Raw genomic sequence first — 24,638 nt, 5'->3', positions numbered from 1 at the left:
GCGAGTCAGGGGAGGATTCGTCCGGTGGAGCTGCGTGCCCGGGCCGGCCGAGCGGTGCTGGCCGGCCGGCGGGTGGATGCGGGCGGTGAAACCGTCGAGGTCGCCCCGGACAGCCTCCCGCTCGGCGCCGACCTGTGCGACGCCCTGCACGAGTGGGCCCAGGTGGCGCAGGTGGTGGAGCGAGCCACCGCGAACGGCTCGGCGGGCACCGCCACCGCGCTGGTGTCCCGGCGCGGCCGGCAGCTCGCCAAGCGGCTGGCCGAGGTGATGGGCACGCCGGTCCGCTACACCGACCCGCTCACCGGCGAGGTGTTCGTGGTGCGCCAGCCCCCGGGGCAGCCGGCCGCTCCTGCCACACCGCGCCACCGCGCGCGGCGGTCCGCGCCGCGTACCCCGTGGGCGACCGGGCTCACGGTGAGTGCGTTCGCCGCCGCCGTGGTGGTGTTCGCCATGCTGACGCTGTCCGTCGGGCTGGCGAGGACCAACCCCTGGCTGGCGGTGGCGGCGAACGTGATGGTGGCCGGCGGGCTCGCCCCCTCGCTGTGGCTGGGCCGCAACGTGCTGGTGTGGCGCTGGGTCGCCTACGGCGTGGCCGGCGGCATCGTGCTGGCCTGGCTGGGCCTGCTGATCACCCTCGCGTTCTGACAGCCGCGAGTATGGGAACGCGCCGGGGCGAAGCCCCGCGATCGCGGGGGCGGGGCGCCTCATCAGGCACGACCGGAGTGCCGTGTCCCGGCGACGCGATCGCGGCGCGCGTTCAGGAACAAGCACTGACAGCCGGTCGCCCGGCACCACGGCACTAGTCACCCTGGCGCTGCAGCGCCAGCGACTCCCGCCACGCGTGGTGCAGGTCGGCGAACCGGCCGCCGGCACGCGCGATGAGCGCCCGGGGCGGGCCGTCCTCGACGATTCGCCCGCCGTCCACCACGAGCACCCGGTCGGCGATGAGCACGGTGGACAGCCGGTGCGCGATGATCAGCGCGGTCCGCTCGGCGAGCACCGTCTCCAGCGCCGCCTGCACCGCCCGCTCGGTGGGGATGTCCATGCTGGAGGTGGCCTCGTCCAGCACCAGTACCGCGGGGTCGGCGAGGAACGCCCTGGCGAACGCCACCAGCTGGCGCTGCCCCGCGGACAGCCGGCCGCCGCGCTTGCGCACGTCGGTGTCGTAGCCCTTGGGCAGCGCCGCGATGAACTCGTGCGCGCCGACCGCGGCTGCGGCCGCCTCGATCTCGGCGTGGCTGGCGTCCGGTCGGCCGAGCGCGATGTTGTCCGCGACCGACCCGGAGAACAGGAAGTTCTCCTGGGTGACCATGACCACGGCGCGGCGCAGCTCGGCGTCGGCCACGTCCCGGACATTCACCCCGTCCAGTGACACGGTGCCGGTGGTCGGGTCGTAGAAGCGCGCGACCAGCTTGGCGATGGTGGACTTGCCCGCGCCGGTCGGGCCGACCAGCGCCACCGTCTGACCGGCCGGCACGTGCAGGTCGAAGGCGGGTAGCACGACCGGCGTGCGCGGGCCGTAGCGGAACTCCACTCCGGCGAACCGGATCTCGCCGCGTGGCCGGGCCAGCGGCACCGGGGTGGCGGGCTCGGGCAGCTCCGGCACCTCCTCCAGCAGCCCGGAGATCTTCTCCAGCGCCGCCGCGGCCGAGGAGTACGCGTTGGCGAACATCGCCATGTCGTCCAGCGGGTCGTAGAACCGGCGCAGGTAGAGGGTGAACGCGGCGAGCACGCCGACCTCAAGGCCACCGTGCGCCACCCGCCACGCGCCGATGGCCAGCACCACGGCCAGCGACACGTTGCCCACCAGCCGCACCGCGAACACGAACCGGGCGGTGACCCGCATCGCCTCGGCGTTGGCCACCCGGAACCGGTCGTTCAGCTCACCCATGATCGACTCGTTGCGGCGTTCCCGGCCGAACGCCTGCACCGCGCGGATGCCGTTCATGGTCTCCACGAACTGGATGATCACCTTGGCGATCGCACCCCGGGTGTTCCGGTACGCCCGCCGGGACGCGCTGGTGAACCACCGGGTGACCAGGGTCAGCGGGACGAACCCGGCCAGCACCACCAGACCCAGCGGCAGGTCCAGCCACAGCAGCAGCCCGGCGATTCCGACCACGGAGAACACCGAGGACAGGAACCCGTCCAGGCCCATCTCCAGCAGGTCGTCCAGCGAGTCCAGGTCGCTGGTCAGCCGGGAGATCACCTTGCCGGACGTGTAGGACTCGTGGAACGACACGGACAGCCGCTGCACCTGGCGGAACACCCGTTGCCGCAGATCGAGCAGCAGGTCCTGGCCGACCCGGCCGGAGACCCGGAGGAACGCGTGCCGCAGCGCGGCCGAGGCCAGGCCGACTCCCGCGTACCCGGCGACGCACCAGGCCAGCGCCCCGGGCCGGCCGGCGACCGCGGCGGGCACGCCCCGGTCGATGGCCGCCGCGATCAGCAGCGGACCGGCCAGCTGGGCGGCGTTCTCCGCGATCACGATGGCCAGCGCGAGCAGCGAGGCGCCCAGCCGGGGCCGCAGCAGCGAACCGAGCAGCCGCCGCGACCGGGCCTGCAACTTCAGGCTGACCGCGTGGTCAAGCTCGGCCACGTCCTCGGCGGCCACCCCGCGCCAGGACTCGTCCTCGTCCGCCGGCTGCACTCGGACCGTGCTCTCCTGCGTGGTGCTCACCACGCGGCCACCTCCTCGTTGGGCCGGCCACCGGCTTCGGCGGCGGCGCCCGTCGTCAGCAGCGACCGGTACCCGGGGTGGTGGGTGAGCAACTCGGCGTGGCTGCCCACGGCGGCGATCCGGCCGCCGGCGAGCAGCGCGACCCGGTCGGCGAGCCGCACCGTGCTCGGCCGGTGCGCGACGATCAGCGCGGTGGTGTCCCGCAGCACCCGGCGCAGCGCGGCCTCCACCTCGGCCTCGGTGTGCACGTCCAGCGCGGACAGCGGGTCGTCCAGCACCAGCACCGCCGGCCGGCCGACCACCGCCCTGGCCAGCGCCAGCCGCTGCCGCTGCCCGCCGGACAGGGACAGGCCCTGCTCGCCGATCCGGGTGGCCAGGCCCCAGGGCAGCGCGTCGACGAACTCCTCGGCGTGCGCCACCCGCAGCGCCGCGCGGATCTCGGCTTCGGTGGCCTCCGGCCGGCCGAGCGCGACGTTCTCCCGCACGCTCATGGAGAACAGCACCGGGTCCTCGAACGCGGTGGCCACGACGCGGCGCAGGTCGGCCAGGGCGAGGTCGCGGACGTCGATCCCGTCCACGGTGATCCGGCCGCCGGTGACGTCGGCCAGCCGGGGCACCAGCGCGGCCAGCGTGGTCTTGCCGGACCCGGTGGCGCCGACCAGGGCGACCGTCTCGCCCGGCCGGATCTCCAGGTCCACCCCGCGCAGCACCTCGGCCGACGCGCCCGGGTAGCCGAACCGGACCCCCTCCAGGCGCAGCGCGCCGCGCGGCGCCGCGGGCAGCGGCCTCGGGCGCGGCGGGCCGCCGACCGTCCGCGGCGCGTCCCGCACCTCCCAGTACCGCTCGCACGCCGACGCCGCCTGGTTGGCCTCGGCGAGCAGCCAGCCGATCGAGTCGGTGGGCCAGCGCAGGTAGGTGCTCACCGTGACCACCGCGACCAGGGTGCCCACCGTCATCGCACCGTGCGCGATCGCCGCCGTGCCGGCCGCGATCTGCCCGGCGAGCGCCAACTCGGGCAGCGCGATGATCACCGCCCAGAGCAGGGCCAGGATGCTGATCTTGTACAGCTCGGTGCCGCGCAGCTCGCGGGCCTGCCCGGCGAACCGGGCGGCGAGGTCGGGGCCCCGCCCGAACGCCTTGAGCACCCGGATGCCGAGCACCGCCTCCTCCACCGTGGTGGCCAGTTCGCCCTGCTGGTCCTGGGCGCGCCGGGCGGCCACCTTGAACCGCGACTCGTACAGCACCGAGACGATCACCAGCGGCACCGCCCCGGCGACCATGATCACGCCGGCCAGCGTGGACAGCGCGAAGAGCACCCCGATGCCGACCAGCAGTGTCAGCCCGTTGACGATGAGGAAGGTCAGCACGAACGCGACGAACCGGCGGACCGTGGACAGGTCGCCGACCGCTCGGGAGAGCAACTGCCCGGACTGCCACTGGTCGTGGAAGGCCACCGGGAGCCGCTGCAGGTGGTGGTACAGGTCGGCGCGCATGCGCGCCTCGATCGTCGTGGTCGGCCGGGCGACCAGCCGCCTCCGGACGAAGAACAACCCGGCCTCCGCCGCGCCGAGCGCCAGCACCACGGCCACCAACCAGGGCAGGTGGCCCGCGTCGTGGTGGGCGATCGGCCCGTCCACGATCCGCTGGGTGACCAGCGGGATGGTCAGACCGCAGAGCATCGAGGCGAGCGCGGCGAGCGCGGAGCCGATCAGCGGCCAGCGTTCCGGCCACACGTAGGGGCCGAGCCGGCGCAGGGCGGCCAGCGTGGATCGTCGTCGGATTCGTGGATGGTCTGCCCGGGCAGCCATGAAGTCCCCCTCACACCAGGAGTGACGGTACAAACGAGCCCGCGGGTCGGCATCCGGTTTTCGCCCGGGGGCAAGCTGCCGGCTCCAGTGCGGTAGAGGTCAAGCGGTTGCGACCGGTCGGGTGGCCGGCATCATCGGCGGTATGGGCCAGCCGGAACCGGTGCGCTACCTGCGATCGGAACCCACCATGGCGTTTCCCCGCGGCCGGCTGCTCGCCCAGCGCGGCGAGCGGATCTTCCTGCTCGCCACCGACGGGTGGATCCGCACCGGGCGCGGTCGGCCGCCCGGCGCCAGCCGGTTGAGTCGGAAGCAGGCCGAGACGTGGTGCGCGGAGGAGGACCTGGACGCCGCCCTGCTGGACGACGTCCCCGCCTACTAGGAACCCCGGCGGCTAGCCGCGCTGGGAACGCACCCCGAGCAGCACGTCCTCCCAGGACGGCACGATGGGGTGCCCCTTCTTGCCGCGGCGCGGGGCCGGCTCGCTCTTCCGCCCGTTGTTCTGCGGCTTGGCCGCGGCCGGCTCCGGCTCGGGGGCCGGCGGCGGCTGCTCGGCGGCCGGCTTGGTGCGCTCCGCGGCGGGCCGCGGCTCCGGCTCCGTCCTGGCCTCGGCCGTCGCCTTGGACTTGGCCCTGCTCCGCGACTTGGGTGGTGCCGCCGGCTCCGGCTCGGGACGCCGGGCGGCCGGCTCGGCCGGCACCGCCGGGTGCTCGGCGGCCTCCAGCGCCAGCGCCTGCTTGGCGAGTTCGGTCACCGGCCGCACGGTGCGCAGCGTGCGGTTCGGGTTCGGGTCCATCAGGTCGGCGGCCAGGTCGTCCATCGTGGTGACCGTGCCGCCCTGCGCGCCGGGGTGGAACACCCAGTGCGCCCGGTTCTCCGACCGGCCGGCCTGCCAGCGGAGCTGGATCACCCAGCGGCCGTCCTCGCCGCGCCAGGAGTCCCAGTTCGTCCCGGCGTAGTCCTGGCCGCGCAGGCCGAAGGCGTGCGCCACCACCTCACCGAGGGTCTGCACGTCCGGCCCGTCCTCGCGGACCGGGTGGGCGCGCTGCGCCAGCTCCGCCATCCGCGAGCGCTCCAGCAGCACCGGGTAGGCGAACCGCTCCACGCGGCTGGTGGGCAGGCCGGCGGCCGAGGCCACCTGCTCGACGGACTCTCCTGCGCGGATACGCGCCTGGATCTCACGGGGACGCATCTGGCTCTCCAGCTCGACCTCGATCTGGCCAAGTCGGGTGATGTCACCCCGGGCGGCCGCGCGCAGCCGCTCGTCCGCGGGAACCGTGAAGCGCTCACCGCGTGCCGGGTCCTCGAGGATGACGGTCTTCCCGTCGTCGTCGAGCCCGACCACCCGCAGCGCTCGCATCACGGCCTCCCCGATGACTTCACCTCGCCAGGTGCGGACGGTAGTTCGGCGTGCCTACTTGACGAGCGAGGCGCGCCGAGCCTGGTGAGATCCACCCCGCGATCATGCCTCATCCGGGGGTCTTCCGCATCCCATTCGGCGCTTCTTCCGAAACGCGGGGGGTGCCGGGGCCGGTCAGCCCAGGCGCTCGACGACCCAGTCCACGCAGCGGGTGAGCGCGGTCACGTCGTCCGGCTCGATCGCCGGGAACATACCGACGCGAAGCTGGTTGCGGCCCAGCTTGCGGTACGGCTCCACGTCCACGATGCCGTTGGCGCGCAGCACCTTGGCCACCGTGGCCGCGTCCACCGTGTCCACGAAGTCGATCGTGCCGACCACCTGGGACCGCTTGGCCTCCTCCGCCACGAACGGGGTGGTGTACTCGGTGCCCTCGGCCCACGAGTACAGCCGCGCGGAGGACTCGGCGGTGCGCTTGGTGCACCACTCCAGCCCGCCGCTCGCCAGCATCCACTCGATCTGGTCGGCCAGCAGGAACAGGGTGGCCACCGCCGGGGTGTTGTACGTCTGGTCCTTGCGGGAGTTGTCCAGTGCGGTGGTCAGCGACAGGAACTCCGGCACCCAGCGGTCCGACTCGGCGATCTCCGCGACCCGCTCCAGCGCCGCCGGGCTGAGCAGCGCCAGCCACAGCCCGCCGTCCGAGGCGAACGACTTCTGCGGCGCGAAGTAGTACACGTCGAAGTCGGCGGCGGCCACCGGCAGCCCGCCCGCGCCGCTGGTCGCGTCGATGGCGATGAGCTTGCCCTCGCTACCGGCCGGGCGGGTGGGCGGCACCATCACCCCGGTCGACGTCTCGTTGTGCGCCCAGCCGATCAGGTCGACGCTCGGGTCGGACACCGGCTCCGGCGCGTCCCCCGGCTCCGCCTTCACCACCACCGGGTCGGCCAGGAAGGGCGCTCCTTGCGTGACCTTGGCGAACTTGCTGGAGAACTCGCCGTAGGACAGGTGCAGGGCGCGCTCGCGCACCAGGCCGAACGCGGCCGCGTCCCAGAACGCCGTGGTCCCGCCGTTGCCGAGCACCACCTCGTAGCCCTCGGGCAGGGAGAACAGTTCGCGCAGGCCCGCGCGGACCCGGCCGACCAGCGACTTCACCGGCTTCTGGCGGTGCGAGGTGCCCATCACTGCGGCACCCTCGGCGGCCAGCGCCGCCAACTGCTCGGGGCGCACCTTGGAGGGACCGCAGCCGAAACGGCCGTCGGAGGGCTTCAGGTCATCGGGAAGCCGCAGGGTGGTGCGGTCGGCGGTCTGCGTCATGTCGGCGCCTTTCGTTGAGCCAGAACCGAGGGACAACCGCGGGCCGGCGCCGTTGCCGGACAGGGTGCCAGTGCGGGTCGCCGGTACCGACCGGCGACCACGGGCCACCAGGCCCGTGCGGCCGGTCCGTGTGGTGGCAACACCGTGAGCATCGGCTCCCTCGAGCACCGAACGACCCGAACATCTGGGCAGGCACAGTGTTGCAGGCCGATGACGAACCGGTGACCCCAGGGGTGTCGCAGGCCACATTCCGGGTGGTCGGCGGTGCGTCGCGTGGTCACCCGTGGGTGATCTCGTCCCAGCCGGGTACCTCGTCGGGGCGACGTGGCCCCGGCCCGACGTAGCGGGCGGACGGGCGCACCAGCCGGCCGGTGGCCTGCTGCTCCAGGATGTGCGCGCACCAGCCGGCGGTGCGGGCGCAGGTGAACATCGCCGGCATCATGTGCGGCGGCACGTCGGCGAAGTCCAGGATCACCGCCGCCCAGAACTCGACGTTGGTCTCGATGGCCCGGTCCGGCCGGCGTTCCCGCAGCTCGGCGAGGGCGGCCTGCTCCAGGGCCTCGGCCGCCTCGTAGCGGCGGGCGCCCAGCTCCCGGCAGGTCCGGCGGAGCACCCGGGCGCGCGGGTCCTCCGCCCGGTAGACGCGGTGCCCGAAGCCCATCAGCCGCTGGCCGCGGTCCAGGATGCCCCGCACCACGGCCCGCGCGTCGCCGACCTTCTCCACCTCCTCGATCACCGGCAGCACCCGGGCGGGCGCCCCGCCGTGCAGCGGGCCGGACATCGCGCCGATCGCGCCGGACAGGCAGGCGGCCACGTCCGCGCCGGTGGAGGCGATCACCCGGGCGGTGAAGGTGGACGCGTTCATGCCGTGCTCCGCGGCGGACACCCAGTACGCGTCCACCGCCTTGACGTGCGCCGGGTCCGGTTCGCCGCGCCAGCGGGTCATGAACCGCTCGGTGATCGTGGTGCACTGGTCGATCCGGGACTGCGGCACCGCGGGCCGGCCGATGCCGCGCGCCGACTGGGCCACGTAGGAAAGCGCCATCACCGCCGCCCTGGCGAGCTGCTCGCGGGCCTGGTCCCGGGAGATGTCCAGCAACGGCTGGTAACCCCAGATCGGCGCGAGCATGGCCAGCGCCGCCTGCACGTCCACCCGGACGTCGCCGGAGTGCACCGGGATGGGGAACGGCTCGGCCGGCGGCAGGCCGGGCCCGAACCGGCCGTCCACCAGCAGCGCCCACACGTTGCCGAAGGTGACCCGGCCGGCCAGGTCCTCGATGTCCACGCCCCGGTAGCGCAGCGCGCCGCCGTCCCGGTCCGGCTCGGCGATCTCCGTCTCGAAGGCGACCACGCCCTCCAGGCCCGGGCGGAAGCCGGTGTCGCCGCCCTCGGGCTGCTGCTGTGCGCCCACCTACGCCCCTTTTCCGGTGCTCCGACTCCATTGTTCCGGCCGGCGGCGGGTGGCGGTGCGGCAACCCGGAACGGCCGCCGCAACGATCCCCCGGAAGCGGGCGCCTCGGCAATCGTCCGGGCGCGGTGGCGTGCGTCACGACTGGTCACGATTCAGCGTCGGCCGCCGCCCGGTGGTTCGGCACGCGGAAGGCGGCGGGCGCTGCCCGAGGCCGCCGCGCACCCGGGCTGGGCCGCGTGCGGCGAAGGCATCGATCCGCGCACCACCGGTGGCGCAGGACGATGCCGTGACGGCCGCCGCGATGCGGAACGCCCGAAGCGGGATTCTGAATTGTTCTCGGAATGGATTCCGTTGACGTTTTCGTACGCACCGTCATTTCCTGGGTGTCGGGCATCACTGGGGAGGTGGTTTCGCCGGTCGCTGCCAGGCCGTACGGTCCACCGACACGGCGTTTACCACTGCTCGTCCGGGGAAGGTGATCGGTATGGCGAGGTCGGACATCGCGCTCGAACTGCCGAAGATGCGGGCCTCCTACGAGGGCGGCTCGCTGGACGAATCCGAACTGGCGGACACCTGGTACGAGCAGTTGCAGCGCTGGCTGGACGAGGCGGCGAACTTCGGTCTGGCCGAGCCGAACGCGATGGTGCTGGCCACCTCCGACCCGCAGGGTCACCCGTCCTCCCGGACCGTGCTGGCCAAGGGCCTGGACGAGCGCGGGCTGGTGTTCTTCACCAACTACACCTCGGCGAAGAGCCACGACCTGATGGCCACCCGGTACGCCGCGGCCACCTTCCCGTGGTTCGCCATGCAGCGGCAGGCCAACATTCGCGGCACGGTGGAGAAGGTCGACCCCGCCGAGACGGCGGCCTACTGGTTCAGCCGGCCGCGCGGCTCCCAACTCGGCGCGTGGGCGTCGCCGCAGTCCCGGGTGGTGGCGGACCGGGGCGTGCTGGAGTCCGCGCTGGCCAACATCGAGCGGCAGTTCGCCGACGCGGAGCGAGTACCCGTGCCGCCGCACTGGGGCGGCTGGCGGATCCGCCCGGAGATCGTGGAGTTCTGGCAGGGCCGGGAGGACCGGATGCACGACCGGCTGCGCTACCGGCTCAACCGGGACGGCTGGAAGATCGAGCGGCTCGGCCCGTAGCTCAAAGCTCGAGCGGTGGGCCGGTCAGCCGCGCCCCGCGTCCCGGGTGTCCGCCCACGGTTCGATCCTCGCGCGACCCGTGAATTGTCGGCATGTGACGCCGGCCATCCGGTAAACCGATTGCCAGCGGCGGTCGTTGCCCTACGCTAAGGAAACGTGAGTGCGGGGAGTGGGGCGGCGCGGGACGAGACCATCGACCACACCGCACCACCCACCCGCACCGGGCTGCGCCGGCTGCTCGGCGCGGTGGTGCTGGACACGCGCCCGCTGCGGGTCGCGCCGTTCCGCCGGCTGTGGGCCTCCACCGCGGTCACCGCGATCGGCAGCCAACTCACCGCGGTGGCCGTGCCCAAGCAGGTGTTCGACCTCACCGGCTCGTCCGGGTACGTCGGGCTGTCCGGAGCGGTCGCGCTGGTGCCGCTGCTGGTGTTCGGCGTGTGGGGCGGTGCGGTCGCGGACGCGGTGGACCGGCGCAGGCTGTTGCTGGTCACCAACACCGGCCTGGCGGTGACCTCGGCGCTGCTGTGGCTGCAGGCCGCGGTCGGGCTGGGCTCGGTGTGGGTGGTGCTCGCCCTGCTCGGCCTGCAGCAGGCGTTCTTCGCGGTGAACCAGCCCACCCGCAGCGCGTCGATCGCCCGGCTGGTACCGGTCGAGCAGTTACCGGCCGCCGCCGCGCTCGGCTCCACCGTGTTCACCTTCGGCGCGGTGTTCGGGCCGTTACTGGCCGGCGCGCTGCTGCCCGCCGTCGGGCTGTCCACTTTGTACCTCGCGGACGCGCTGGCGCTGTGCCTGGCGCTGTGGTCGGTGTGGCGGCTGCCGCCGCTGCCGCCGCTGGACTCCGCGCCCCGCCGGGCCGGGCTGCGCGACGTGGCGGACGGGTTCCGCTACCTCGCCACCCGCGGCGTGCTGCTCGCCTCGTTCCTCGCGGACGTCATCGCCATGGTCGCCGGCATGCCACGGGCGCTGTTCCCGGAGATGGCCGAGCGCAGCTTCGGCGACCCGCCCGGGGGCGGCTCGGCGCTCGGCTGGCTGTACGCGGCGATCCCGCTGGGCGCGCTGCTCTGCGGGCTGTGCTCCGGCTGGCTGTCCCGGGTCTCCCGGCACGGAGTCGGGGTGACCGCGGCGGTGGTGGCGTGGGGCCTGGCCATGGTCGGCTTCGGGATCGCGCCCTCGCTGCCGGTCGCCGCCGGCTGCCTGGCGGTCGGCGGCGCGGCGGACATGGTCAGCATGGTCTTCCGCAACGCCATCCTGCAGGCCGCCGCCACGGACGAGATGCGCGGCCGCATGCAGGGTGTCTTCACCGTGGTGGTCGCCGGCGGCCCACGGCTGGCGGACCTGATGCACGGTACGGTGGCGGCCGCGGTCGGCACCCGGTGGGCCGCCTCCGGCGGCGGGGTGCTGGTCGTGCTGCTGATGGTGCTCTCGGTCGTGCTGCTGCCCGCCTTCTGGCGGTATCGCGCGCCCACCGGCGCGGATCACTGACCCGCGTTCCGCGGAACTCACCCGAGGGCGGACGCGCGATCGTTACGGTGTGCGGCGTGCTGAGCGTGCGCGGGCTGACCAAGGTCTACGGCGGCCGACCGGTGGTCAACCAGGTGAGCTTCGACCTGCAGCCGGGGACGGTGACCGCGTTCCTCGGCCCGAACGGCGCGGGGAAGTCCACCACCCTGCGGATGATCTGCGGGCTGACCGTGCCGACCGCCGGTGAGGCCCGAATCGGCGGCCGGCCGTTCACCGCGTGGCGCAACCCGTGCTACGCGGTGGGTGCGCTGCTGGACGCCTCGGCGACCCATCCGGGCCGGACCGGGCGCGGCCAGCTGCGGATGGCCGCCCGGCTCGCCGGGCTGCCGCCGCGGCGGGTGGACGAGGTGCTGGACATGGTCGGCCTGACCGGGTTCGCCAACCGCCGGATCGCCACCTACAGCCTCGGGTTGCGGCAACGCGTCGCGCTGGCGCACGCGTTGCTCGCCGACCCGCCGCTGCTGCTGCTCGACGAGCCGATCAACGGGTTGGACCCGGACGGCATCCGGGCCATTCGGGGCCTGCTGCGCATGCACGCCGCGCGGGGCGGAACCGTGCTGCTGTCCAGCCACCTGCTGTCCGAAGTGGACCAGACCGCGGACCGCGTGCTGGTGATCAACGGTGGGCGGATCGTGGCGGACGGCCCGATGGACATGCTCACCTCGACCACCGACCGCTGCCTGGTCCGCGCGAAGGACATGAACCAACTCGCCGAGGTGCTGCGCTGGGCCGGCATCGAGGTGCAGCCGCGACCGGACGGGTTCCTGCTCGCCTGCGCCGGCGTGGAGCAGGTCTCCGACGTGACCTTCGAGGCGGGCATCCGGCTGCTTGGCCTGCGCGAGGAGCAACGCAACCTGGAGGACGTGTTCTTCCAGCTCACCGAGGGGACACCAGGGTGACCGGCCCGCATCACGACATCTCGTCCGGGGCGTACCCCGGCCAGGTCTCCGGACCGCAGCCCGTCCCGAGCGCGCCGTGGCCCGCCGGGACCGGACCGCATGCCGTGCCGTCCGGACCCCATGCCGTGCCGGCCGCGCCGCAGCAGTCGACGGCCGGGCCGCCGGGTGGCTGGAGCTACGGGTTACCGCCGGGCGCGCGGCCCGAGCTGGTCAACACTCCGATCGGACAGGCCGGGGCGCTGGCCAACTCGGCGTGGCAGCAGCGCGCCGACCGCCGCGTGCCGTTCCCCGCGCTGGTCGCCGTGGAGCTGCGCAAGCTGTTCGGCACCGTGTCCGACCGGATCATGCTCGCCCTGGCTCCGCTGTACCTGGCCGGCGTCACCCTGTTCGGGCTGCTCACCGTCGCCAGTGCGCCGGCGACCGCGGCGCAGCAGGTGCTCGGCGCGGTGGTGGGCGCCGAGTTCGGCGGGATGCTGGTACACGCCACGGTCATCAAGGTGATCGGCGGGGAGTGGCACTACCGCAGCGTTCAGCTCACCCTGCTGCTCCAGCCGTCCCGGCTGCGCTACGCGGCCGCGCAGGCCGGGGCGCTCGGCGTGGTCTGGTTGACGCTCACCGCCGCCGAGTTCGGCGTGTTCTACCCGGTGGCGGTGTCGCACATCGGCCAGTCCGGCTTCCAGCTCTACCTCAACCAGCGGATCGGCTGGGTGCTCGCGGTGATCGCGGTGGGGAACCTGCTGAGCCTGCTGGTGTGCCTGGCGGTGGCGTTGCTGCTGCCCAACCCGACCGCGGGGATCACCGTGTACTACGTGGTGACCGTGCTGCTCGCGTTCCGCTTCGAGCCGTGGCCGGTGGTGTGGTTCCTGGACCCGTTCGGGCTGCTGAACCTGCTGGCGGGCACGCGGTCTGACGCGTTGCCGGTGCTGACCGGCACGCTGCTGCTGGCCGGCGTGCTGACCCTCGGCGTGCTGTCCCTGCGCGGACGCGACGCCCGGTGATCAGCCGACCCGGCTGCCGCCGCCCGGATCCCGCGCTGCGAGCACCTGCAGCGCGAGCTGCTCGGCGCGGGCACACCGGGTGCGGCGCACCGCGTCGAGGTCGTTGGTGCCGCGGTACGGCCCGATCTGCACGACCAGCGGGTTGACCGAGCCGACGTCCACCACCAGCGCGCACTGGTCCGCGTACGGCTCCGGGTAGTCGCCGCCCACGTACTCCACGGCGTAGTAGCGACCGTCGAGGATCTTCCGCTGGAAGCTGGCCAGCCCGGTGTACATCGAGCCGGGCACGCCCTGGTCCTTGACGTTGGCCCGCCAGAACTCGCCGAACGGCTGCGTCGCGCCCGCGACGACCGTCTGGTCTTCGTCCGGGAACGAGCAGCCACCGTTGACCTGCTGGCTCGGCCTGCGGTACGCGTCGTCGCCGGACAGCCCGAGCCGGGCGGCGAGCTGGGCGTCGATGTCCAGGCACTCCTGACCGGGCCGAATGACCGGCCGCCGGTTGGTGCGGAACTCCACCTGGTCGTAGGGGATCACGTCGGGGGACAGCGTGGCGGCGCGGCCGGGCGGGGGGTCGGGCTGGGCCGGCACCCCGCACGCGCCGAGCGCGGTGAGCAGGAACAGGCCGGCGGGCACCAGGTTGCGGATCGACACGGGCACCAAGTCCAGCACAGCGCCGCCGCAACCGGGCGCGGTTCGCCGAAGATGAGCCGGACGGCGGGCGGTACCGCATCCCGCTGATCATCAGCGGAGCGCCGATCAGATCAGCGCCGCGTAGAGGCTGCCGCCGACGGCGGCGCCCACGATCGCACCCACGACGACCTGGGCCGTGGTGTGGTCCCGGACGCGCACGCGTGACCAGGAGATCGCGGCGACCAGCGGCGCGAGCGCCCACATGATCGGCGTGTACGTCACGGCGAGGACCACGACCGCCCCGGCGGCGACCGCCGCGTGCATGCTGATCTTCCACCTGGCGGTGATCGCGCCGGTGACGAACAGCGAGGTCAGCATGCTGATGTCGAGGGCGGTGAGTAACCACGGGGCGCCCAGCACGAACAGCAGCGCCAGCCCCACCGTGCTGGAGACGATCAGTGCCAGGAAGGGCACCAGGCGGCCGTCGCGGTTACGCACGTGGTGCCCGTCCCACCGGCCCGTTCGGGCTCCCCACACGATGACCCCCATCGGGAGGATGCTGCTGGTGACCGACACCAGCAGTCCCCAGGCGATCATGCCGCCTGGGGAGTGGGTCGCCCGCCAGGCGACGGCCAGCGGCAGCACCAGCACGATCACCCACGGGGCGAGCACCTCCGTGATCACCCGGGCGAGCACGTCCGGCGCGGTGCGCCGCGCCGGAGGCTCGGCCGCGCCAGGGCCGTCCGGTTCGCGGTCGTGCCCGACGACGGGTTCAGCGCTGCTCACGGGACTCCTTCCCCCTTGCGGGACACGGTCATGGTCGGAGAGCAGGTGACGACGGTACGCACGCGCGACTCGCCGCAGCCACGCGGTCTCCGCCGCCAGGTCCTCGGCCTGGTGTTCGGGTGGCCGCGGCACCGCGACCGCCGGGGCGGCACCGGCCCGCCGGGCTCGCAGCGCCGCGGCGATCTCGGCTGCCTCGGCAGCGGCGGCGGGGTCGGGCCGGCGACCGTGGTTCTCCGGCCGGGCCGCCGCACCGGTCGACGGGTCGCGGTACGGGGCGAGCAGCAGCAGGCCGTCGCGGATCTCGATGACGCGGCGCGCGAGGCGCCATCCGATGTCGCGCGGCTGGTCGGTGTCTGACTCGCCGGCGGCCTGCGTGATCTCCGGAATGGCATCACGCAGGGCCGCCCACAGCGGGTGCAGCACCCGGTAGGCGCGGTGGTGCCGGAGCCAGCGGAGGGGAGCCGCGGCGACCGGCCCCCAGGTCGGCATGGTGCTTCCGATCGCGACCAGGCCGATACAGGCGGCGGAGAGGTTCGCCGAGACCGGGTTCTCCACCGCCAGCGGGCGCCCGGTGAGGTACACGACGACGGCGGCCGTGCACTTGGCGATGGCCCAGCACACGCAGAACCCGGCGCCGATTTGCACGACAGTGAGGCCGCGCCGCAGCCACGGGCGGTCGGACAGCCGGATGTAGTCGTGGATCAGGCGAATGAACTGGCCCGCGGCGAAGCCGACGTACCCGCAGAACAGCAGGACATAGCCGAGCACGTGCGGATCGCCGGCGTACGCGGCGACGAAGTCGGGGCTGGACGCGGGCAGCGGTGCGCTGGCCAGCAGCACGGTCATCGCCGCCAGCGCGGCCAGCAGGATCCCGGCCTGCCGGCGGATCGCCCGCGACACCCTTCCCGGCGCCAACACGGTATGGCTGAGCAGGCAGTGCACGAAGAACGCGGCAACCATGGCGAGCCCGTTGCCGGCCAGCCGGGTGGCGTTCGGAAACGGTTCGACGGGTGCGGTGAGGCGCAGCGTCCCCGGCGCGATCATCGCGGCGGAAACCCCGACGGCCGCGATGGCGAGGCACAGGTACACCCACCCTCGCCCAGCTCAACCAGAACCGTCGGAAGTACCAACCGCCGGCACCGTGGGCCTGTTCCCGGAACCCACCCGATCGCGGCGAGCACGGTCTCACGTCCCGCTGGCGGGCTTGCGGCGGCGCCGCCGGTCACGCGGCTGGGCCTGGTAGGCGGCGAGGTGGTCGACCATGGCGCTGACCGCGTTGCGGTGTTCCGGGCTGAGGGCACTGATTCGCTGCGCGATCTCGCCCTCCTCGGTGTTTCGCCAGTCGATCACCCTGCTGATCTGGGCGTCGACCTCGCGGGCCACCTCGTCGTCGAAGAAGTAGGCCGGAGGTACGCCGAAGAAGTCGGCCAGCGCCTCGATGTGGTGCATCCGCGGGTGGGGCTGCCGTCCGGCGGCGAGCTGCTGGACGAATCCGGCGGTCATCGCCCCCTCGTGGTCCTTGATGCCCGCCTCGATCTCCCGGTAGCTGTACGGGCCCCGGTTCGGCGGATGGACCGTGGCGATCAGGTGACCCAGCTTCTCGGCGAAGCTCCGCCTGCGCCGTTCGGATCCGCTCATGCCACCCCCACCCCTCCCGGCTGTCAACAGTTGTCCTTGTCTGGATATCACACCGCATACAGCCATTGACAGTGCCCGCCGGGCTTTGCTTACATCGTCGTGCGTCCTGTCAACAAATGAATACAGTCCAGGGGAGGGGGCGAGGCCGTGCCGACCGGGGGAGCGGGCGCCCTCCGGCAGGTGGGGGTCTGCCGGATAAGGCGTCCCGCGGTCGGCACGGCCCACGCCCGCCGGCCGTGTCCGGCCGGCTGTGCCGCCAGGTCCTAGAGTCACGGGCGTGACTGGGCCGACCGGGCGGCAACGGGAGATCGTGGACGGTTCGGCGCGCGCGGTGGTGACCGAGGTCGGCGCCGGGCTGCGGGTGTTCGAGGTGGACGGCGTGCCGTTCGCGGAGAGCTACCCGGAGGACGCGTCGCCGCCGATGGGCGCGGGCTGCGTACTGGTGCCGTGGCCGAACCGGGTGGCCGGCGCCCGCTGGACGCTGGACGGCGAGCCACAGCACCTGGAGGTCACCGAACCCGCCCGCGGCAACGCGATCCACGGCCTGGTCCGGAGGCGGCCGTGGCGGGTGGTCGAGCACACCGGCTCGTCGGTCACCCTGGAGATCGACGTCGAGCCGGCGCCGGGTTGGCCGGTGCCGCTGCGCACCACGATCACGTACTCCGTCGACGGTGCCGGGCTGACCGTCACGCACGCGGTGGAGAACGTCGGCGACCGCGCGGTCCCGTTCGGCGTCGGCACCCACCCGTATCCGAGGGCCGGCCGGTCCGCCACGGACGACTGCGAGCTACGGCTGGCCGCGTCCACCGTGTTGCCCCTGGACCCGGACCGGATGGTGCCCTCCGGCCCGGCGCGGCCGGTGGACGGCACCGACCTGGACTTCCGGTCCGGGCGGCCGCTGGCCGGGGTGAACCTGGACACGCCGTTCGGCGGCTGCCTGCCCGAGGACGACGGGGTGGTGCACCACCGGCTCACCGGGCCGGACGGCGGTGTGGAGTTGTGGGCCGACCCGGACTTCCGCTGGGTGCAGGTGTACACGCCGGACGCCTTCCCCGGCCGCGGCCGCGCCGTCGCCGTGGAGCCGATGACCTGCCCGCCGGACGCGCTGAACTCCGGGATCGACCTGCTCACGCTGACCCCCGGCGAGCGGTGGAGTGGCCGGTGGGGGCTCCGGCCGCTGGGCTGAGCGGGGAGTCGATCCTTTCCCCGGCCCGCACTGGCCGTTAGCGTGGCTAACCATGGATATCGCGATCACCGGTGGCTACGTGGTGCCCGTCGACGGCGAACCCGTCGGCGGCGGCATCGTGCTGATCAGGGACGGCAGGATCGCCGCGGTCGGCGCGGACGCGGACGTCGACGTACCCGACGACGCCCAGGTCGTGGACGCGGCGGGCGCGTGGGTGCTGCCCGGCTTCGTCGAGGCGCACGGCCATCTGGGCGTCTACGAGGAGGCCGAGGGCTGGGAGGGCAAGGACGGCAACGAGATGACCGACCCGAACGGCGCCCGGCTGCGCGCGCTGGACGGGATCAACCCGGCGGAGACCGGGTTCGCCGACGCGCTCTCCGGCGGGGTGACCACCGCCGTGATCAAACCCGGCTCGGGCAACCCGATCGGCGGGCAGACCGTCGCGGTGAAGTGCTGGGGCCGCACCGCCGACGAGATGGTGGTCAAACATCCGGCCAGCGTGAAGAGCGCGCTGGGGGAGAACCCGAAGCGGGTGTACGGCGAGAAGGACAGGCTGCCGTCCACCCGTCTCGGCGTGGCCGCGGTGATCCGGGACGCGTTCATCCGCGCCCAGGACTACCGGGCAAAGCGGGACCACGCCGCCGCCGAGGGGACCCCGTTCGACCGGGACCCCACGCTGGAGGTGCTGGTTCGGGTGCTGGACGGGGAACTGCCCTGGTCGCAGCACTCGCACCGGGCGGACGACATCGCCACCGCGGTGCGGCTCGCCGAGGAGTTCGGCTACCGGCTGATCGTCAACCATGGCACCGAGGGCCACCTGCTCGCCGACCTGCTGGCGGAGAAGGGCATTCCGGTGATCATCGGGCCGCTGTTCACCAACCGGTCCAAAGTGGAGCTTCGCCACCGGTCGCTGCGCAACCCGGGCATCCTGGCGCGCGCCGGCGTGCGCATCGCGATCACCACCGACCACCCGGTGGTGCCCATCAACTTCCTGGTCCACCAGGCCACCCTGGCGGTCAAGGAGGGCCTGGACGCGGACACCGCGCTGCGGTCGATCACCGTCAACCCGGCGCAGATCATGGGCATCGACGACCGGGTCGGCGCGCTGAAGCCGGGCCTGGACGCGGACGTGGTGATCTGGTCCGGCGACCCGCTGGACGTGATGAGCCGCGCCCTGCGGGTGTTCGTCCGCGGCCGCGAGGTCTACCACTACGACGAGGCCGCCGGCGAGGGCGTCGTCGAGGACCCGTTCTACCGGGAGCACTGAATCCCCGTTCAGCGGGCTGAACGCGCGTTTCCGAGCCCCTCAAACCCGCATCCAGCCCGCTGAACGGTGGGTGGGGATCAGCCGTTCCGCAGGTCGCGGGCGATGACCATGCGCTGGATCTGGTTGGTGCCCTCGAAGATCTGCAGCACCTTGGCCTCGCGCATATAGCGCTCGACCGGGAAGTCACGGGTGTAGCCGGCACCGCCGAGCACCTGCACCGCGTCCGTGGTCACCCGCATCGCGGTGTCCGTGGCGACCAGCTTGGCGATGGACGCCTGGCGGCGGAACGGCAACCCACGGTCCCGCCGCCGGGCGGCCTCCAGGTAGGTGGCCCGCGCCGACTCCACCGCGGCGGCCATGTCGGCCAGCAGGAACTCCAGCCCCTGGAACTCGATGATCGGCCGGCCGAACTGGGTGCGCTGCCTCGCGTACGCCACCGCCTCGTCCAGCGCGGCCTGGGCCAGCCCCACCGCGCACGCGGCGATGCCCAGCCGGCCGGAGTCCAGCGCGGACAGCGCGATCTTCAACCCCTCGCCCTCCTCGCCGATCCGCCGGGCCACCGGCACCCGCACGCCGTCGAAATGCACCTGCGCGGTGACCGAGCCGGTGAGCCCCATCTTGCGTTCCGGGGGTGCCGCACTGATCCCCGGCGTGCCGCCGTCGACCAGCAGGCAGGTGATGCCGCGCGCGCCGTCGTCGGAGGTGCGCACCATGACGGTGTAGAAGTCGGCCACCCCGCCGTGCGTCGTCCACGCCTTAGTACCGGTGACCAGGTAGTCGTCGGAGTCCCGGACGGCCCGGGTGGCCAGCGCCGCCGCGTCCGAGCCGGCGTGCGACTCGGACAGCGCGTACGCGCCGAGCAGGTCCCCGGCGAGCAGGTCGGCCAGCCACCGCTCGCGCTGCTCGTCGGTGCCGAAGGTGGCCAGCGGGTAGCAGGACATCACATGCACCGAGACGCCGACCGCCACCGACATCCACGCGCTGGCGATCTCCTCCAGCGCCTGCAGGTACACCTCGTAGGGCTGCGCCCCGCCGCCGAAGCGTTCCGGGTACGGCAGCGCGAGCAGGCCGCTCTTGCCGAGCAGCCGGAACACCTCGCGGGGGAACCGCTCGTGCGCCTCGGCCTCGGCCGTCTTCGGCGCGAGTTCGTCCCGGGCGATCTCCCGGACCAGGGCGATCAGGTCCTCGGCCTCGGTGCTGGGCAACAGGCGCTGGGCGGGCACGGCGTCCTCCGGTGGGCCGCGATCCGATACTGATATCGGTACTCTCGGACGTACCAGAGTACTCTCTCAACGTGGTGCGTGTCACAACGCCGGTACTCGGGGGGTATGGCAGTCTCTCCGGGATGACCAGCACCGACGTCTCCCAGAGCCGGGTGCGCCCGGTACGCCGGGTCTCGCTGCGCCGGGCTGCGCCGACCGCGCGGCAGGCGGAACTGCTCGACCGCCTGGAGGCGCTGTTCCTCGCCGAGGGCTTCGCCCACCTCACCCTGGACGAGTTGGCCAGCCGGCTGCGCTGCTCCAAGTCGACGCTGTACACGCTCGCGCCGAGCAAGGAGCAACTCGCCGTCCGGGTGGTCGGCCACTACTTCAAGGGCGCCACCGCGCGGATCGAGCAGCGCATCGCTGGCATCGCGGACGTGCGCGAGCGGGTGGGCGCCTACCTGGACAGCGCCGCCGAGGCGCTGCGGCCGGCCTCACCCGAGTTCATCGCGGACGTCGCCGCGTTCCCGCCGGCACGCGCGACCTACGAGGCCAACGCGCGTGCCGCCGCCGAGCGGATCAGGTCCTTCATCCGGGAGGGCGTGCGCCAGGGCGTGTTCCGCGAGGTGCACGCGGCGCTGGTGGCGGAGATGGTCGGGCTGGCCATCGAAGGCATCCAGGACGGCCGGATCGCCGAGCGCACCGGGGTGTCAGACTCGGACGCCTTCGCCGCGCTGGCCGAACTGCTGCTGCGCGGCCTGGCTCCGGAGGGATCCTGAGCGGTCCGGTGGGAGGCGTGGTGGTCGAAGTGAGCAAAGCGAGCCGTGGCTCGTCACGGCGCGCGAACCGACGGACAAAGGGGATCGGATGATCGTCGTTGGCGGTGAGGCCCTCGTCGACCTGGTGCCCGATCCGTCCACCATGGACGGTGAGTTGGGCCCGCTGCTGCCCCGCCTGGGTGGTGGGCCGTACAACGTGGCGGTGGCCGCGGGCCGGCTGGGCGCCCCGGTGGCGTTCCTGTCCCGGATCTCCACCGACCACTTCGGCGACGCCCTGCTCGACCGGCTGCATGCGTCCGGTGTGGACGTCCGGCTGCTGCAGCGCGGGGACGAGCCGACCACGCTGGCCGTGGTCGGGCTGGGCGCGGACGGCTCGGCGCGCTACTCGTTCCACGTCGAGGGCACCGCCGACCGGCTGGTCACCGATCCCGGCCCGCTGCCGGACGGCACCGAGGCGGTGTCGCTGGGCACGCTGTCCCTGGTGCTGGAGCCGGGGGCGAGCGTCTACGAGGCGGTGCTGCGGCGCGAGGCGGCTCGGGGCCTGCTCACCGTGCTGGACCCGAACGTCCGGCCGGTGCTGATCGGCGACCCGGCCGGCTACCGGGCGCGGTTCGCCTCCTGGCTGCCGGATGTCGGGTTGCTCAAGGTATCCGAGGAGGACGCGCGCTGGCTTGCCGGTGCCGCACCGGGCGCGGACGTGCTGGCCGTGCTGCGCGACTGGCAGCAGGCCGGGCCGGTGGCGATCGTGCTGACCAGGGGCGGGGACGGGCTGGTGGCGCTCACCGGCGCCGGGGAGGTCGTCGAGGTGCCCGGGGTGCCGGTCGACGTGGTGGACACCATCGGCGCCGGGGACACCGTGCAGGGCGCCCTGCTGGCCTGGCTGCACCGGCACGGTGCGCTCGCCCGGGACGCCGTGCGCGCGCTCGACGCGGCCGCCTGGCGGGACGCGCTGGGCTTCGCCTGCGCCGCCGCGGCGGTCACCTGCTCGCGGGCCGGAGCCGAGCCGCCGTTCGCCGCCGAACTGGCCGCGGCGCCCGCGGCGACGGAACGGTAAACGCGATCCGGGCCTACCCAATTCGTGGGTAATGGCCGTTCTCGAATCGCGTGCCTTTGTGGCCTGGCGTATGGTGCCCCGCCCTGGATGGGCGGGGCACCATCGAGTCTTCTTCGGTCACCACCACGGGTGGTAGAAGAGCCACCACGCCGGGCCGACGACCAGTCCGAGACCAAGAAGGTTTACCAGCATCATTGCCTCCGCGTCGTATACGAGGAAGGAAAGTGGCGGCCGCCGGGGAACAATTATTGGCCAACACTTTTCATTTGTCTTTCCCCGGCGGGAGTGGATCTGTGTTACGCAGAGTGCCGGTTCGTCGCAACTGGTGATGGGCGGGACCGGGTGGAGGTAGCGGTGCGGACCGATCAGGTGGTCATCCGTGTTCGCCGTGCTGTCGGTTCGCCCGGTATCGCCGGATACCACCCGGCTGGCCCGCGCCCGGCCGTGAGCTGGCCCACCCCCTCGGGCGACCGGCCGGCCTCGCGCCGCGTGCGCCGCCCCGACCAGGCCCGAAGCCGGGGAACGCCGGCCGGGACGGGGCCGGGCGATACCGGGCCGGCGGCATTGCCGGGACGCGGTGACCATGTGATACCGGTCCCAACTCACGGAATCGGTTAACACGACTGATGCGCGGCGGGTGCGCAGGCTACTAGCGTGACAGTGACAGGACCCCAACGGGGCGGTGCTGCGGTGCGGTCACCCCGGAACCGCGTCTGAAACGGGCTGCGACCTGCACGTCGGAGTCGAGCCATCAGCACTGGCCCCGTCCGAGCGTGAGAGGGACTTGCATGCCCGACGCGACGACTGCGCCAGATTCGACGGAAAGCCCGTCACGGACCCGTACCGTCGCGCTGCGCCATCCTGGCGGCGAGCACGAGATGTCGGTAGTACCCGCGACCGAGGGTGCTTCCGGTATCGAACTCGGCAAACTTCTGGGCAAAACCGGGTTGGTCACCCTCGACCCCGGTTTCGTCAACACCGCCGCGTGCTCCTCGCAGATCACCTACATCGACGGTGACGCCGGAATCCTCCGGTACCGCGGTTACCCGATCGAGCAGCTTGCCGAGCAGTCGAACTTCATCGAAGTGAGCTACCTGCTGATCTACGGCGAGTTGCCCACGAGGACGCAGCTCGACGACTTCGCCCAGAAGATCAGCCGGCACACCCTGCTGCACGAGGACCTCAAGCGGTTCTTCGACGGCTTCCCGCGTGACGCGCACCCGATGCCGGTACTGTCCTCGGCGGTGTCCGCGCTGTCCACCTTCTACCAGGACAGCCTGACCCCGTTCGACGACTCCCAGGTCGACCTGTCCACCATCCGGCTGCTGGCCAAGCTGCCGACCATCGCGGCCTACGCGTACAAGAAGTCGGTCGGCCAGCCGTTCCTCTACCCGGACAATTCGCTGGGCCTGGTGGAGAACTTCCTCCGGATGACCTTCGGCTTCCCGGCCGAGCCCTACCACGTCGACCCGGTCATGGCCAAGGCGCTGGACCAGCTGTTCATCCTGCACGCCGACCACGAGCAGAACTGCTCCACGTCGACCGTGCGGCTGGTCGGTTCCTCCCAGGCGAACCTCTTCGCCAGCATCTCGGCCGGCATCAACGCGCTGTTCGGTCCGCTGCACGGCGGCGCGAACCAGGCGGTGCTGGAGATGCTGGAGGGCATCGAGCGGGACGGCGGGGACGTCGACACCTTCGTGCGCAAGGTGAAGAACCGCGAGGCCGGCGTCAAGCTGATGGGCTTCGGCCACCGGGTCTACAAGAACTACGACCCGCGTGCGGCGATCATCAAGAAGACCGCCGACGAGGTGCTCGGCAAGCTCGGCGACGACCAGCTGCTCGAGATCGCCAAGCGGCTGGAGGAGCGGGCGCTCGGGGACGACTACTTCATCGAGCGCAAGCTGTACCCGAACGTCGACTTCTACACCGGCCTGATCTACCGGGCGATGGGCTTCCCCACCCGGATGTTCACCGTGCTGTTCGCCATCGGCCGGCTGCCCGGCTGGATCGCCCACTGGCGCGAGATGATGAAGGACCCGGCCACCAAGATCGGCCGGCCGCGCCAGGTGTACGTCGGGCCGGGCGAGCGCACCTACGTGCCCGTCACCGAGCGCTGACGCGCCAGTCACGACCGCCCCGGGACTGCTCTCGCGATGGTGCGGGCGCAGCCACCGGGGCGGAGATGGGGGCCGCCGCCGGCAACGGAAGCGTCCCGGAAACGTTCAGTCGGGTCGGTGCGGAACGGCGAGCGCGACCACCACGAGCGTGCTGCCCAGCCAGTGCAGCAGGTACAGCGGCTGGCCCGGACCGCCGAGCACGGTTGCCGCGATCCCGCCACCGGTCACCAGCAGGAAGAACGCCAGCCAGATCAGCCGGGCCCGGCTGGTCAGCCTCGGGCCCACGGCCCGCGCGGCGGGCAGGCTGAGCAGCGGCACCACCACGAGCTGGATCAGCGGCAGGAACGGCGCCAGCACGACCAGCGGCCCCTCCCAGGAGGGGAACGCCGCCGGCTGGCCCAGATTGCGCAGCAGCACCAGCGTCCGGCCGGGATCGAAGGTCACCATCGCCCCGCCCGCGGCGTCCGGCGTCACGCTGAGCAGGTAGGTGAAGGCCGCGCCCACGGCCACCCCGACCAGGCCGAGCACCAGCCCGATCGGTGACCGGGTGAACTGCGTGAAACGTCTCGGAGCGGGCCGGTCGTCCTGAGGCACCAGGGGCGACCAGGGCGCCGGGTTCGATGGCGTGATGGTGTGCTCCTCCGGGTTCGGGTGGTAGAGCTGCACCGGATACCCCGGCGGCGCGGGTGGGCCGATCGCCGCGGCGTCGGCGCGGTCAGCCTCGGTGCGCTCGGCCTCGGCCGCCGCCGTCGTCGTCGTACCGCCCGGGGGCGGCGCGGTCGTGTCTGCCGGTCGTCTCTCCGGCTCCTGCGGTTGCTGCGGAGTCGCCGAGCCCGGTGCGGTCATTGTC

The 24,638-nt window shown here is 72.9% G+C and carries 21 protein-coding genes; 11 read left to right on the top strand and 10 right to left on the bottom strand.

Annotated features, from left to right (window positions below):
* Positions 1–24 precede the first annotated feature (24 nt).
* Positions 25–645, top strand: coding sequence for a DUF2537 domain-containing protein (locus FFT21_RS08860; protein ID WP_137813300.1), 621 nt, complete (start codon positions 25–27; stop codon positions 643–645).
* Between the two features lie 154 nt (positions 646–799).
* Here FFT21_RS08860 and FFT21_RS08855 read toward each other — a convergent pair whose 3' ends face one another.
* Both FFT21_RS08855 and FFT21_RS08850 read right to left on the bottom strand, forming a co-directional pair.
* Positions 800–2,680, bottom strand: a complete 1,881-nt coding sequence (locus FFT21_RS08855; RefSeq protein ID WP_225978231.1) for an ABC transporter ATP-binding protein — start codon at positions 2,678–2,680, stop codon at positions 800–802.
* The gene (locus tag FFT21_RS08850) at positions 2,677–4,488 is read right to left on the bottom strand and encodes an ABC transporter ATP-binding protein (protein WP_137813299.1); all 1,812 of its coding nucleotides are present in this window, start codon (positions 4,486–4,488) and stop codon (positions 2,677–2,679) included. Before FFT21_RS08850 ends, FFT21_RS08855 begins: the two co-directional genes overlap by 4 nt.
* Positions 4,489–4,630: 142 nt before the next feature.
* Here FFT21_RS08850 and FFT21_RS08845 point away from each other — a divergent pair, with 142 nt between their 5' ends.
* Positions 4,631–4,867 carry a hypothetical protein gene (locus FFT21_RS08845; RefSeq protein WP_225978230.1) on the top strand — a complete coding sequence of 79 codons (237 nt, stop codon included), beginning with the start codon at positions 4,631–4,633 and terminating at the stop codon, positions 4,865–4,867.
* 12 nt (positions 4,868–4,879) lie between these two features.
* On the opposite strand, the gene sepH is transcribed toward FFT21_RS08845, so the two are convergent.
* The 3 genes from sepH to FFT21_RS08830 all read right to left on the bottom strand — a co-directional run bounded on the left by sepH (position 4,880) and on the right by FFT21_RS08830 (position 8,567).
* Positions 4,880–5,845 (bottom strand): septation protein SepH, encoded by a 966-nt coding sequence (gene sepH, locus FFT21_RS08840; protein WP_137813298.1) that lies wholly within the window; start codon positions 5,843–5,845, stop codon positions 4,880–4,882.
* A 174-nt stretch (positions 5,846–6,019) separates the two neighbouring features.
* Positions 6,020–7,156: a phosphoserine transaminase gene (gene serC / locus FFT21_RS08835; RefSeq protein ID WP_137813297.1), complete on the bottom strand. Its 1,137-nt coding sequence runs from the start codon at positions 7,154–7,156 to the stop codon at positions 6,020–6,022.
* Positions 7,157–7,433: 277 nt separating this feature from the next.
* Positions 7,434–8,567: a citrate synthase 2 gene (locus tag FFT21_RS08830; RefSeq protein ID WP_137813296.1), complete on the bottom strand. Its 1,134-nt coding sequence runs from the start codon at positions 8,565–8,567 to the stop codon at positions 7,434–7,436.
* 484 nt (positions 8,568–9,051) lie between these two features.
* On the opposite strand from FFT21_RS08830, the gene pdxH reads away from it, so the two are divergent.
* From pdxH to FFT21_RS08810, 4 genes are all read left to right on the top strand, one after another.
* On the top strand, positions 9,052–9,711 hold the full coding sequence (pdxH, locus tag FFT21_RS08825; RefSeq protein ID WP_137813295.1) for a pyridoxamine 5'-phosphate oxidase: 660 nt from the start codon (positions 9,052–9,054) through the stop codon (positions 9,709–9,711).
* A gap of 192 nt (positions 9,712–9,903) precedes the next feature.
* A complete protein-coding gene (locus FFT21_RS08820; RefSeq protein ID WP_225978249.1) occupies positions 9,904–11,193 on the top strand; it encodes an MFS transporter in 1,290 nt (429 codons plus the stop codon).
* Positions 11,194–11,249: 56 nt separating this feature from the next.
* Positions 11,250–12,131 carry an ABC transporter ATP-binding protein gene (locus FFT21_RS08815; RefSeq protein ID WP_137813294.1) on the top strand — a complete coding sequence of 294 codons (882 nt, stop codon included), beginning with the start codon at positions 11,250–11,252 and terminating at the stop codon, positions 12,129–12,131.
* Positions 12,128–13,129: a hypothetical protein gene (locus tag FFT21_RS08810; RefSeq protein WP_137813293.1), complete on the top strand. Its 1,002-nt coding sequence runs from the start codon at positions 12,128–12,130 to the stop codon at positions 13,127–13,129. The genes FFT21_RS08815 and FFT21_RS08810 overlap by 4 nt, the downstream gene beginning before the upstream one ends.
* Here the strand turns inward: FFT21_RS08810 and FFT21_RS08805 are convergent, their stop codons facing one another.
* From FFT21_RS08805 to FFT21_RS08795, 3 genes are all read right to left on the bottom strand, one after another.
* Positions 13,130–13,786 (bottom strand): hypothetical protein, encoded by a 657-nt coding sequence (locus FFT21_RS08805; RefSeq protein WP_137813292.1) that lies wholly within the window; start codon positions 13,784–13,786, stop codon positions 13,130–13,132.
* Between the two features lie 99 nt (positions 13,787–13,885).
* On the bottom strand, positions 13,886–15,634 hold the full coding sequence (locus FFT21_RS30520; RefSeq protein ID WP_307722909.1) for an MAB_1171c family putative transporter: 1,749 nt from the start codon (positions 15,632–15,634) through the stop codon (positions 13,886–13,888).
* Positions 15,635–15,730: 96 nt separating this feature from the next.
* Complete coding sequence (locus FFT21_RS08795) at positions 15,731–16,183, bottom strand: XRE family transcriptional regulator (RefSeq protein WP_137813291.1); 453 nt, start codon at positions 16,181–16,183, stop codon at positions 15,731–15,733.
* Between the two features lie 277 nt (positions 16,184–16,460).
* Here FFT21_RS08795 and FFT21_RS08790 point away from each other — a divergent pair, with 277 nt between their 5' ends.
* Both FFT21_RS08790 and FFT21_RS08785 read left to right on the top strand, forming a co-directional pair.
* Positions 16,461–17,369, top strand: a complete 909-nt coding sequence (locus FFT21_RS08790; RefSeq protein ID WP_137813290.1) for an aldose 1-epimerase family protein — start codon at positions 16,461–16,463, stop codon at positions 17,367–17,369.
* Positions 17,370–17,421: 52 nt separating this feature from the next.
* Positions 17,422–18,636 carry an amidohydrolase gene (locus FFT21_RS08785; protein ID WP_137813289.1) on the top strand — a complete coding sequence of 405 codons (1,215 nt, stop codon included), beginning with the start codon at positions 17,422–17,424 and terminating at the stop codon, positions 18,634–18,636.
* Positions 18,637–18,713: 77 nt separating this feature from the next.
* Here FFT21_RS08785 and FFT21_RS08780 read toward each other — a convergent pair whose 3' ends face one another.
* Entirely contained in the window at positions 18,714–19,859 is a 1,146-nt protein-coding gene (locus FFT21_RS08780; protein ID WP_137813288.1) for an acyl-CoA dehydrogenase family protein, read from the bottom strand.
* Positions 19,860–19,981: 122 nt separating this feature from the next.
* On the opposite strand from FFT21_RS08780, the gene FFT21_RS08775 reads away from it, so the two are divergent.
* The 3 genes from FFT21_RS08775 to FFT21_RS08765 all read left to right on the top strand — a co-directional run bounded on the left by FFT21_RS08775 (position 19,982) and on the right by FFT21_RS08765 (position 23,788).
* Positions 19,982–20,617, top strand: a complete 636-nt coding sequence (locus FFT21_RS08775; protein ID WP_137813287.1) for a TetR/AcrR family transcriptional regulator — start codon at positions 19,982–19,984, stop codon at positions 20,615–20,617.
* An 88-nt stretch (positions 20,618–20,705) separates the two neighbouring features.
* Positions 20,706–21,671 carry a carbohydrate kinase family protein gene (locus FFT21_RS08770; RefSeq protein WP_137813286.1) on the top strand — a complete coding sequence of 322 codons (966 nt, stop codon included), beginning with the start codon at positions 20,706–20,708 and terminating at the stop codon, positions 21,669–21,671.
* A 788-nt stretch (positions 21,672–22,459) separates the two neighbouring features.
* Positions 22,460–23,788 carry a citrate synthase gene (locus FFT21_RS08765; RefSeq protein WP_137813285.1) on the top strand — a complete coding sequence of 443 codons (1,329 nt, stop codon included), beginning with the start codon at positions 22,460–22,462 and terminating at the stop codon, positions 23,786–23,788.
* Between the two features lie 105 nt (positions 23,789–23,893).
* On the opposite strand, the gene FFT21_RS08760 is transcribed toward FFT21_RS08765, so the two are convergent.
* On the bottom strand, positions 23,894–24,634 hold the full coding sequence (locus FFT21_RS08760; protein WP_137813284.1) for a hypothetical protein: 741 nt from the start codon (positions 24,632–24,634) through the stop codon (positions 23,894–23,896).
* Between the last annotated feature and the right edge of the window lie 4 nt (positions 24,635–24,638).

Source organism: Gandjariella thermophila (genome assembly GCF_005405885.1).
In the GTDB taxonomy this organism is placed as follows: Bacteria; Actinomycetota; Actinomycetes; order Mycobacteriales; family Pseudonocardiaceae; genus Gandjariella; species Gandjariella thermophila.
This window is presented reverse-complemented; position numbering and strand designations above follow the sequence as displayed.

Coding starts and splice junctions, on each gene's coding strand:
- serC (WP_137813297.1), bottom strand. CDS start 7,156: ATGACGCAGACCGCCGACCGCACCACCCTGCGGCTTCCCGATGACCTG.
- FFT21_RS08760 (WP_137813284.1), bottom strand. CDS start 24,634: ATGACCGCACCGGGCTCGGCGACTCCGCAGCAACCGCAGGAGCCGGAG.
- FFT21_RS08765 (WP_137813285.1), top strand. CDS start 22,460: ATGCCCGACGCGACGACTGCGCCAGATTCGACGGAAAGCCCGTCACGG.
- FFT21_RS08775 (WP_137813287.1), top strand. CDS start 19,982: ATGACCAGCACCGACGTCTCCCAGAGCCGGGTGCGCCCGGTACGCCGG.
- sepH (WP_137813298.1), bottom strand. CDS start 5,845: ATGCGAGCGCTGCGGGTGGTCGGGCTCGACGACGACGGGAAGACCGTC.
- pdxH (WP_137813295.1), top strand. CDS start 9,052: ATGGCGAGGTCGGACATCGCGCTCGAACTGCCGAAGATGCGGGCCTCC.
- FFT21_RS08795 (WP_137813291.1), bottom strand. CDS start 16,183: ATGAGCGGATCCGAACGGCGCAGGCGGAGCTTCGCCGAGAAGCTGGGT.
- FFT21_RS08850 (WP_137813299.1), bottom strand. CDS start 4,488: ATGGCTGCCCGGGCAGACCATCCACGAATCCGACGACGATCCACGCTG.
- FFT21_RS08845 (WP_225978230.1), top strand. CDS start 4,631: ATGGGCCAGCCGGAACCGGTGCGCTACCTGCGATCGGAACCCACCATG.
- FFT21_RS08785 (WP_137813289.1), top strand. CDS start 17,422: ATGGATATCGCGATCACCGGTGGCTACGTGGTGCCCGTCGACGGCGAA.
- FFT21_RS08770 (WP_137813286.1), top strand. CDS start 20,706: ATGATCGTCGTTGGCGGTGAGGCCCTCGTCGACCTGGTGCCCGATCCG.